Source organism: Streptococcus sp. DD10, assembly GCF_001578805.1.
GTDB lineage: Bacteria > Bacillota > Bacilli > Lactobacillales > Streptococcaceae > Streptococcus.
On sequence record NZ_KQ969163.1, the window covers coordinates 104,226 to 113,342 of the forward strand.

A 9,117-nucleotide genomic window follows, 5' to 3' on the forward strand; every position below is an offset into this window, starting at 1 on the left:
TGATTTTCATTGAGTATGAATTTTGTAGAATTACCTCAAACACGCTTAAGGTTGATATTTAAAAATTCTAGGTAGCTTTAGCTTTGCCTAGAATTTTTATGTATTAGTAAGTTAAAACGAAATATTTTTTCTTACCACGGCGGATAACGGTGAGTTCATTTTCTAGTTTATTGTCATCGTTCAAAACATAGTCAAGGTCTTGGATACGATCGCCGTTGACGTAAATGGCTCCGTTTTGGACATCTTCGCGAGCTTGGCGTTTTGAGTTAACTACACCAGATGATACAAGGAGTTCCACAATGTTGAGGTTGTCGTCTGCTTGTACCTGGTAGTTTGGCACTCCACGAAGTCCTTGTTTGAGTTCTTTGACAGAGAGATTTTTGATGTTTCCTGCAAAGAGTTGCTCAGTGATATTGAGGGCTTCCTTGTAGGCTTCTTCGCCGTGAACAAGAGTCACGACTTCACGAGCCAAGACTTTTTGAGCCAAGCGTTCGTGAGGTGCCGCTTCAAATTGCTGACGAATCTCTTCGATTTCGTCCAGTGACAGGAAGGTAAAAATCTTCAAGAAACGAACTGCGTCGGCATCCATGACGTTCATCCAGAATTGGTACATTTCGTATGGAGAAGTCTTGTCCGCATTGAGCCAGACAGCGTTACCTTCTGATTTTCCGAATTTCTTACCAGTAGAGTCAGTAATGAGGGGAACGGTGATGACGTGACCAGTTGTGTCAGCCTTGCGGCGGAGCAATTCGGTTCCTGCTGTCATATTTCCCCATTGGTCAGAACCACCGATTTGCAGGGTGACGTTGTGGTCTTGGTTAAGGACAAAGAAATCGTAGCCTTGCATGATTTGGTAGGCAAACTCGGTGTAGGAAATCCCTGTTTCAATCCGTTTTTTAACCGAATCTTTACTCATCATGTAGTTGACTGTGAAGTATTTCCCGATATCACGAAGGAAATCGATAAAGCTGATGCTGCCAAACCAGTCGTAGTTGTTGACCATCTCGGCCTTGTTTTCCCCATTTTCAAAATCGAGGAAGCGAGATAGTTGCCCTTGGATGGAAGTAACCCAGCCCTCCACTGTGTCTTTTGTTTGGAGACTACGTTCTGCATCTTTGAAGGACGGGTCACCGATGAGACCAGTCGCACCGCCAACGAGCGCATAGGGTTTGTGGCCTGCTAACTGAAGGCGACGGCTTGTCAAGATCGCCACAAGGTGTCCGAGGTGAAGGCTATCAGCAGTTGGATCGTAACCGGTATAATAAGAAACTTGACCTTCTTCTAGGGCCTTACGCAAGGCTTCTTCGTCAGTCGTTTGAAATACCAAACCACGCTCTTTTAGCTCATCAAAAATGTGCATGTGTCTTTTCTCCTTTTAATTTAAGATAATACGAGCTTTAGGTGTTATATGTGGTGTTGATCATCACATTGGTCAAATAAGTACCACATGTCTTTGCAAAAAAACCGTATTCAGTTAGAATTAAATGCAAAGCTAACTCTGTCAATTTTTGAGGGATACTTGATAATTGATTTTTAATAATAAAAAGAAAGATTGGTGAATTTATTTCTTATTTTTAATCATTATCTGTTGATAGATTAAGCAGTGCAAGAAAATTCTTGTTTCTCTCTATTGTACCACAAATTGTTCAAATAGCAATTCTATTGTAATAGGTTTTTTACAATGTTATAAGACTGCAAGAATTTTACTTGGATTCTGGCTATTAAACATGGTATAATAGTCGAAATAAAGATGAAAGAATATGAATCCGAACAAGGAGAATGATGTTGTCGAAGATATTAGAAAAAATCAAACAATTTTGGTATAAAGTGAAACCAAAACCAGTTGAGGGTGAAGAGGATCTTCCATGGACCTTGGCTGATGTTCTTGGAACGATTTTACGGACAGTTAAATTATTAACAAATTTGATTTTTGTATTCCTTGTTATGGGGATTTTATTCGTTTCAGGTATCGGACTAGGTTATATAGCAAGCCTCACTCAGAGTACAGAGGTTTTGGATAAAGAAACATTGAAAACACAAGTTTCATCAGTTTCAGCTATTTCGGAATTGGCTTATTCAGATGGGAGCTTGATTTCAGAAGTAGATACGGACTTATTGCGGGAAGCAGTTGCAAGTGAGGCTATTTCCGATAATGTAAAAAAAGCTGTAATTTCGACAGAAGATGAGACTTTCGAGAGTCATAATGGAGTCGTTCCTAAAGCCGTGTTGCGAGCGACTCTTGGGTCTGTTTTAGGTATCGGTTCTTCCAGCGGAGGTTCGACGATTACCCAGCAACTAATCAAGCAACAAGTTGTTGGAAGTGCTCCAACTTATTCACGTAAAATAGCTGAAATAGCAGATGCGCTCGTACTAGAAAAAACCATGAGTAAAGATGAAATCTTGACAGCTTACTTGAATGTTTCTCCGTTTGGGCGAAATAATAAAGGGCAAAATATAGCTGGTGTTGAAGAAGCAGCGAAAGGCATCTTTGGGGTTTCGGCAAAGGATTTAAGTATTCCACAGGCAGCTTTTATAGCAGGATTACCACAAAGTCCAATTGTTTACTCTCCCTATGCTGCGGATGGACGACTTAAGTCGGCTGAAAACATGGCATATGGGCTTGCACGTGGCCGTGATGTTCTTTATAACATGTACCGAACTGGAAATTTAACAGAAGAAGAATACCAGCAATACAAGGACTATGATGTAAGTGTCGAATTTAAAGCTCCCGAGCCAAATGTAGCGGATAGTCACGACTATCTCTATTATGAAGTGATGTCTGAGGCTCGTCAACGAATGTATGAATACTTGGTCAAACGAGACAAAGTTTCTGAGCAAGATTTAAAAAATGATGAAACAGTACAAGCCTACCGTGAATTAGCTAGTAAAGAGCTAAGTGAAGGCGGATATCGAGTGACAACTACCATTAACAAAAATGTTTATGATGCCATGCAAAATGCTGTTAGTCAGTATGGTGGATTGCTAGATGATGGAACAGGTCAGATAGAGACAGGAAATGTTCTAATGGATAATAAAACCGGAGCTATTCTAGGTTTTATTGGTGGCCGTGATTTTGCAAGCAATCAAAATAATCATGCATTTGATACTTTACGTTCACCGGGTTCAACCATCAAACCTATCCTAGCATATGGGATTGCAATTGACCAAGGGCTTATGGGAAGTGCAAGTATTCTGTCCAATTATCCAACAACTTACTCAAGTGGGCAAGCGATTATGCATGTGGATAGTCGAGGTACAGCTATGATGGATTTGCAAGAAGCTTTAAACACTTCTTGGAATATTCCTGCTTACTGGACCTATCGTTTGTTGCAAGAACGTGGGGTAAATGTTCGCTCTTATATGGAGAAAATGGGATACGATATTGCAGAATACAATATTGAAAGTCTCCCGATTGGTGGTGGAATAGAAGTCAATGTGGCCCAACATACAAATGGATTCCAAACATTAGCGAATAACGGAACCTACCAAGAACGTTATATGGTAGCTAAGATTACAGATCGTAATGGAGAGACAATTTACGAACACAAGGCGGATCCTGTGTCTGTCTATTCACCTGCCACAGCTACTATTATGCAAGAACTTTTACGTGGTGTTATTAATTCGGGTTCTACGACAACCTTTAAAAATCGTTTAACTCAGATTAATTCAGGCTTAGCTGGATCGGATTGGATTGGAAAAACAGGCACGACAGATAGTAATGGGGATATGTGGCTCATGGTTTCGACACCGAGATTGACTCTTGGAGGTTGGATTGGACATGATGATAATAGCTCGATGCAGTCGTTGACAGGTTATAATAACAATGCGAACTTCATGGCAAATCTAGTTAATGCTATCCATCAAGCTCAGCCAGGAATTTGGGGAAATGAACGCTTTAGCCTGGATCCTAGTGTGATTAAATCAGATGTCCTTAAATCAACAGGGCAACGTGCTGGTCAAGTCAACGTTAATGGACGCAATATTAATTTGTCAGGTCAAACAGTTACAAGTTATTGGGCAAAAAATGGAGCACCTACAACTCAATATAAATTTGCAATTGGTGGAAGTGATGCAGACTATCAAAATGCTTGGAATCAAATTCTAGGAAATCGACGTTGAAAAATAGAAAAAAATCTTGACAAAAAAGTACCGTCATGTTATGATAATAGACGGTACTTTTTACTTTTGGTCTCTCAAAAGTGTACAGAGACGTGCTGACAAATGTTGCAAAGTACACACAGTTGGTAGCTGTCACCAAGTGTACCAACACCCAAAAATAAAAAAACAGGAGAATGTAGATGCCTACAATCAACCAATTGGTTCGCAAACCGCGTAAATCAAAAGTAGAAAAATCTAAATCACCAGCTTTGAACGTTGGATATAACAGTTTGAAACGTGTTCCCACACGTGAGAGTGCTCCACAAAAACGTGGTGTTGCAACTCGTGTTGGAACTATGACCCCTAAAAAACCAAACTCAGCCCTTCGTAAATTCGCTCGTGTACGTTTGAGCAACTTGATCGAAGTAACTGCTTATATCCCAGGTATCGGACACAATTTGCAAGAGCACAGTGTGGTTCTTCTTCGTGGTGGACGTGTAAAAGACCTTCCAGGGGTACGTTACCATATCGTCCGTGGTGCACTTGATACTGCTGGTGTGAACGATCGTAAACAAGGCCGTTCTAAATACGGAACGAAACGTCCAAAAGCATAAGGAAAGGGGATAAAGAGAAATGAGTCGTAAAAATAGAGCTCCAAAGCGTGAAGTATTGCCAGATCCGCTTTACAATTCACAACTAGTTACTCGTCTTATCAACCGCGTTATGCTTGATGGTAAACGTGGTACAGCTGCTTCAATCGTTTACAGTGCTTTTGAGCAAATCAAAGAAGCTACTGGTAACGATGCACTTGAAGTATTTGAAACAGCAATGGAAAACATCATGCCTGTACTTGAAGTACGTGCACGCCGTGTTGGTGGATCTAACTACCAAGTCCCAGTTGAAGTTCGTCCAGAACGTCGTACAACTCTTGGACTTCGTTGGTTGGTAACTATCGCTCGCCTTCGTGGTGAACACACAATGCAAGATCGTCTTGCAAAAGAAATCATGGATGCAGCGAACAATACTGGTGCAGCTGTTAAGAAACGTGAAGATACTCACCGTATGGCTGAAGCTAACCGTGCCTTCGCACACTTCCGTTGGTAATATAAGGTGTGAGGACGTTAAGAAACTTTCAGAAAAAATTGGAAAATTAACGAAGAATATTTACGCTCTCGGAAGATTTATCTTTTTTTCAAAAGTTTTTAGTCCGAACTCAATTATAAAATAGTAGTTCGAATTGGCTTGGCCGATTAATGGGCTTTCTGACTTGAATTCAACCAACAAAAATAACATATTTTTGCAAAACGGGTGGGTCCTGCCTATCCGTTTTTGTTAAATCGTGTTATAATAGAATAGAAATAAAAAAATAGGAGAAAACAACCTCATGGCACGCGAATTTTCACTTGAAAAAACTCGTAATATCGGTATCATGGCTCACGTCGATGCCGGTAAAACAACAACAACTGAGCGTATCCTTTACTACACTGGTAAAATCCATAAAATCGGTGAAACTCACGAGGGTGCGTCACAAATGGACTGGATGGAGCAAGAGCAAGAACGTGGTATCACCATCACATCTGCTGCGACAACCGCTCAATGGAACAACCACCGCGTAAACATCATCGACACACCAGGACACGTGGACTTCACAATCGAAGTACAACGTTCTCTTCGTGTATTGGATGGTGCGGTAACTGTTCTTGACTCACAATCAGGTGTTGAGCCTCAAACTGAAACAGTTTGGCGCCAAGCAACTGAGTACGGAGTTCCCCGTATTGTATTTGCCAACAAAATGGATAAAATCGGTGCTGACTTCCTTTACTCAGTAAGTACACTTCACGATCGTCTTCAAGCAAATGCTCACCCAATCCAATTGCCAATCGGTGCTGAAGATGATTTCCGTGGTATCATCGACTTGATCAAGATGAAAGCGGAAATCTATACAAACGACCTTGGTACTGATATTCTTGAAGAAGATATCCCAGCTGAATACGTAGAACAAGCAAATGAATACCGTGAAAAATTGGTTGAAGCAGTTGCTGAAACTGATGAAGACTTGATGATGAAATACCTTGAAGGTGAAGAAATCACGAACGAAGAATTGAAAGCTGGTATCCGTAAAGCAACTATCAACGTTGAATTCTTCCCTGTATTGTGTGGATCTGCCTTCAAGAACAAAGGTGTTCAGTTGATGCTTGATGCGGTTATTGACTACCTTCCAAGCCCAGTTGATATCCCAGCTATCAAAGGTATTAACCCAGATACAGATAAAGAAGAAACTCGTCCAGCATCTGACGAAGAGCCATTTGCGGCACTTGCTTTCAAGATCATGACTGACCCATTCGTAGGTCGTTTGACATTCTTCCGTGTGTACTCAGGAGTTCTTCAATCTGGTTCATACGTTATGAATACCTCTAAAGGGAAACGTGAACGTATCGGACGTATTCTTCAAATGCACGCAAACAGCCGTCAAGAAATTGATACTGTTTACGCTGGTGACATTGCTGCTGCAGTTGGTTTGAAAGATACAACAACTGGTGACTCATTGACTGATGAAAAATCGAAAGTTATCCTTGAATCAATCAACGTTCCAGAACCAGTTATCCAATTGATGGTTGAGCCTAAGTCTAAAGCAGACCAAGATAAAATGGGTATTGCCCTTCAAAAATTGGCTGAAGAAGACCCAACATTCCGTGTTGAAACAAACGTTGAGACTGGTGAAACAGTTATCTCAGGTATGGGTGAACTTCACCTTGATGTCCTTGTTGATCGTATGAAACGTGAATTCAAGGTTGAAGCAAACGTTGGTGCTCCTCAAGTTTCTTACCGTGAAACATTCCGTGCTGGAACTCAAGCACGTGGATTCTTCAAACGCCAATCTGGTGGTAAAGGTCAATTCGGTGATGTTTGGATCGAATTCAATCCAAACGAAGAAGGAAAAGGTTTCGAGTTCGAAAACGCAATTGTCGGTGGTGTGGTTCCACGTGAATTTATCCCAGCAGTTGAAAAAGGATTGGTTGAAGCGATGGCAAATGGTGTCCTTGCAGGATTCCCACTTGTAGACGTGAAAGCTAAACTTTACGATGGTTCATACCACGATGTCGACTCATCTGAAACTGCCTTTAAAATTGCTGCATCTCTTGCCCTTAAAGAAGCTGCTAAGACTGCACAACCAGTTATCCTTGAGCCAATGATGCTCGTTACTGTGACAGTTCCAGAAGAAAATCTTGGAGACGTTATGGGGCATGTAACAGCTCGCCGTGGACGTGTTGATGGTATGGAAGCGCATGGTAACAGTCAAATTGTTCGTGCATATGTACCACTATCAGAAATGTTTGGTTATGCAACTGTTCTTCGTTCAGCTACTCAAGGACGTGGTACTTTCATGATGGTATTTGACCACTACGAAGATGTACCGAAGTCAGTACAAGAAGAAATTATCAAAAAACACACTGGTGCTTAATCAGTAAAAAAACATCTGCTTACTTAAGCAGGTGTTTTTTGGTTCTTTGTCAGCTGTAGCAGCTAATTGTTGAGTTTACATACTTGTTCATTAACTAATGGGACAGAAAGTTAGTAATAAGTTGGTATAGTTTTTGAAATCTAAATGTGAGATAAGGCTTACTCATTAGTTTCCTCTAGAAATATAATTTAAAAAATATTGGATTCCTATTTTCTCGCTTATTCTGACATGTTTATATTAAAAGTAGTTCATTAAAATATAATTTATGTGTTGCTTTAATATTTTAACAAAAGACTGAAAGTGAAAATTGGAAAATAGATGAAAGAATGATTAAACTCGTCAATAACGATGAAATCACTTGCAATTTCGCTAAAATAGTTATATAATAAAAGAGTTGAAAGGTGATTTGTAGTGATTCAAGTTACTCTTTTCACATAAAATTTTTTTGATTTTCATAAGGAGGAAATCACGAATGGTAGTTAAAGTTGGTATTAACGGTTTCGGACGTATTGGTCGTCTTGCTTTCCGTCGTATCCAAAACGTAGAAGGTGTTGAAGTTACTCGTATCAACGACCTTACAGATCCAGTTATGCTTGCACACTTGTTGAAATACGATACAACTCAAGGTCGTTTCGATGGTACTGTGGAAGTTAAAGAAGGTGGATTCGAAGTTAACGGTAAATTCGTTAAAGTTTCTGCTGAACGTGACCCAGAACAAATCGACTGGGCAACTGATGGAGTAGAAATCGTTCTTGAAGCAACTGGTTTCTTTGCTAAGAAAGATGCTGCTGAAAAACACCTTAAAGGTGGAGCTAAGAAAGTCGTTATCACTGCTCCTGGTGGAAACGATGTTAAAACAGTTGTATTTAACACTAACCACGATATCCTTGATGGTACTGAAACAGTTATCTCAGGTGCTTCATGTACTACAAACTGCTTGGCTCCAATGGCTAAAGCTCTTCAAGACAACTTTGGTGTTGTTGAAGGTTTGATGACTACTATCCACGCTTACACTGGTGACCAAATGATCCTTGACGGACCACACCGTGGTGGTGACCTTCGTCGTGCTCGCGCTGGTGCTGCAAATATCGTTCCTAACTCAACAGGTGCTGCTAAAGCAATCGGTTTGGTTATCCCTGAATTGAACGGTAAATTGGACGGTTCTGCACAACGTGTACCTACTCCAACTGGATCAGTTACTGAGTTGGTAGCAGTTCTTGAAAAGAACGTTACTGTTGATGAAGTAAACGCAGCTATGAAAGCAGCAGCGAACGAATCATACGGTTACACTGAAGATCAAATCGTTTCTTCAGATATCGTAGGTATGGCTTACGGTTCATTGTTTGACGCAACTCAAACTAAAGTTCTTGATGTTGACGGTAAACAATTGGTTAAGGTTGTATCATGGTACGATAACGAAATGTCATATACTGCACAATTAGTACGTACTCTTGAATACTTCGCGAAAATCGCTAAATAATTTGAGTTATAGAAACAGCCTTTTAGGCTGTTTTTTCTTTAGCGGAAATTGTAGAAATTGGAAGTAAATCAGGCTC

At 40.4% G+C, this 9,117-nt stretch carries 6 protein-coding genes; 5 read left to right on the forward strand and 1 reads right to left on the reverse strand.

Annotated features, from left to right (window positions below):
* Positions 1–103: 103 nt before the first annotated feature.
* Entirely contained in the window at positions 104–1,360 is a 1,257-nt protein-coding gene (gene tyrS / locus STRDD10_RS08360) for a tyrosine--tRNA ligase (protein WP_067194971.1), read from the reverse strand.
* Between the two features lie 425 nt (positions 1,361–1,785).
* Here tyrS and pbp1b point away from each other — a divergent pair, with 425 nt between their 5' ends.
* The 5 genes from pbp1b to gap all read left to right on the forward strand — a co-directional run bounded on the left by pbp1b (position 1,786) and on the right by gap (position 9,041).
* The gene (gene pbp1b, locus STRDD10_RS08365; protein ID WP_197458322.1) at positions 1,786–4,119 is read left to right on the forward strand and encodes a penicillin-binding protein PBP1B; all 2,334 of its coding nucleotides are present in this window, start codon (positions 1,786–1,788) and stop codon (positions 4,117–4,119) included.
* 179 nt (positions 4,120–4,298) lie between these two features.
* Positions 4,299–4,712, forward strand: coding sequence for a 30S ribosomal protein S12 (gene rpsL, locus STRDD10_RS08370; RefSeq protein WP_067194976.1), 414 nt, complete (start codon positions 4,299–4,301; stop codon positions 4,710–4,712).
* A gap of 19 nt (positions 4,713–4,731) precedes the next feature.
* On the forward strand, positions 4,732–5,202 hold the full coding sequence (gene rpsG / locus STRDD10_RS08375) for a 30S ribosomal protein S7 (RefSeq protein WP_067194978.1): 471 nt from the start codon (positions 4,732–4,734) through the stop codon (positions 5,200–5,202).
* Positions 5,203–5,482: 280 nt separating this feature from the next.
* On the forward strand, positions 5,483–7,561 hold the full coding sequence (gene fusA, locus STRDD10_RS08380; RefSeq protein ID WP_067194981.1) for an elongation factor G: 2,079 nt from the start codon (positions 5,483–5,485) through the stop codon (positions 7,559–7,561).
* A 472-nt stretch (positions 7,562–8,033) separates the two neighbouring features.
* The gene (gap, locus tag STRDD10_RS08385; RefSeq protein ID WP_067194987.1) at positions 8,034–9,041 is read left to right on the forward strand and encodes a type I glyceraldehyde-3-phosphate dehydrogenase; all 1,008 of its coding nucleotides are present in this window, start codon (positions 8,034–8,036) and stop codon (positions 9,039–9,041) included.
* The last annotated feature ends 76 nt before the right edge of the window (positions 9,042–9,117 follow it).

Excerpts from the sequence above, each read along its gene's own strand:
- tyrS (WP_067194971.1), bottom strand. The coding sequence starts at position 1,360 with ATGCACATTTTTGATGAGCTAAAAGAGCGTGGTTTGGTATTTCAAACG.
- rpsL (WP_067194976.1), top strand. The coding sequence starts at position 4,299 with ATGCCTACAATCAACCAATTGGTTCGCAAACCGCGTAAATCAAAAGTA.
- rpsG (WP_067194978.1), top strand. The coding sequence starts at position 4,732 with ATGAGTCGTAAAAATAGAGCTCCAAAGCGTGAAGTATTGCCAGATCCG.
- fusA (WP_067194981.1), top strand. The coding sequence starts at position 5,483 with ATGGCACGCGAATTTTCACTTGAAAAAACTCGTAATATCGGTATCATG.
- gap (WP_067194987.1), top strand. The coding sequence starts at position 8,034 with ATGGTAGTTAAAGTTGGTATTAACGGTTTCGGACGTATTGGTCGTCTT.